A 1561-nucleotide genomic window follows, 5' to 3' on the forward strand; every position below is an offset into this window, starting at 1 on the left:
GGTTCTATAATTAATCGTGTTGGTGAGTTCTAAAAACTCACTGGTACGTTTTTTTGTATATCAATAGAAAAAGGTCAGTAGATTCCCTTATAATTAAGTCGACCAAAACCAATCAAAGGAGAATCTACATGACCCACTCTCATATTATACGAAATTCATTAAATATTAAAGACGAAAACATTATTTTTGATGTAAATAATTATCTTTGTATAGAAGAAAAGATAAAAGGAGTAAACTACTTAGTTTATCAAGCCACACTTACATACAAGCCGAAGGCTTGTCATCACTGTGGATCAGTTAATGAGAACTATTCGATCACTAAAAATGGCACCAAAACATCTACGATTAAATTAGGTAATATAATGTTTAAACCAGCTCTTTTACGATTGAAAAAGCAGCGTTATCTATGCCATGAGTGTAACCGCACCTTTATAGCAGTGACCACACTCGTTAATAAATATTGTTTTATTTCAAACCCAATTAAGAACGCTATTGGGTTTGAATTAGCCGAGACTCAGAGTATGACGTGTATTGCCAAGCGTGTCTCCGTCTCCCCGACAACGGTCATACGACTTTTAGAGAACTCAGGGAAGGCACTTGAACCCTCAAGGTTCGAACTGCCTGAACATCTTTCTTTTGATGAATTTAAATCTGTGAAAGAAGCGGCTGGATCGATGAGTTTTATCTTTACGAATGCGCAAACGCATGACATTATAGACATCGTCGAAAACAGACAGCAGAGGGAATTGATTGCTTATTTCCAACGCTATCCAAATGAATTACGTCAAACGGTCAAGACAGTGACATTAGACATGTATAGTCCTTATTTAAAAGTCATACACGACTGTTTTCCAAACGCTGAATTAATTATTGATAGATTCCATATAGTGCAACATATCAATCGTGCGCTTAATCGTTTACGTATAGAGATAATGAAGACCGTTCGCTATACTCGACCGCGCGATTACTCCAAGTTGAAGAAACAATGGAAAATCATTCTTAAAAATGTCTGGGACGTTGATTTTGAAACCTATGGGACCCATCGCCTCTACGATGGTCTGGTCACAGAAAAGATGATGGTCAACTATCTTTTATCTATCGATAATCAGTTTCAATGGGTATATGATTTAATCAACGATTTAAAATGGGCCCTAGATGCCGGAGACTACGAGGGATTCGTGGCCCAACTTGAGCGAAGTAAAGAAAGACCTGTGAAGAGATATGTTAGAACAACATTTCAGACCTTGAATAAATACCTGGGTTCCATAGAGAATTCTTGTAAGTACACCTTGTCCAATGGACACCTTGAAGGCATTAACAATAAAATTAAAACAATCAAACGAAGTGGTTATGGTTATCGTAATTTTAGTCATTTGAGGGCACGCATTCTAATTAGTTTTAAATTGAAAGAAAAGACCGAGAAAGAAATCAGACCCTTAACTTTTGAAGAAGAAAAAGTGATCAACAAACAATTAAATACTAAAGTCGCATAAAAAAAGGTAGAAAGCATTTAAGCTTTCTACCTCGGAAATCTCTGACCAACACGATTTGACAAAGAACC

1 protein-coding gene is annotated in these 1561 nt (G+C 36.4%); it reads left to right on the forward strand.

From position 1 onward, the window contains the following. The first annotated feature begins 128 nt into the window (after window positions 1-128). Entirely contained in the window at window positions 129-1493 is a 1365-nt protein-coding gene (locus ACEN33_RS12310) for an ISL3 family transposase (RefSeq protein WP_256971779.1), read from the forward strand. The last annotated feature ends 68 nt before the right edge of the window (window positions 1494-1561 follow it).

The organism is Ruoffia sp. FAM 24228 (genome assembly GCF_045528575.1).
GTDB classification, from domain to species: Bacteria; Bacillota; Bacilli; order Lactobacillales; family Aerococcaceae; genus Ruoffia; species Ruoffia halotolerans.

Coding starts and splice junctions, on each gene's coding strand:
- ACEN33_RS12310 (WP_256971779.1), top strand. CDS start 129: ATGACCCACTCTCATATTATACGAAATTCATTAAATATTAAAGACGAA.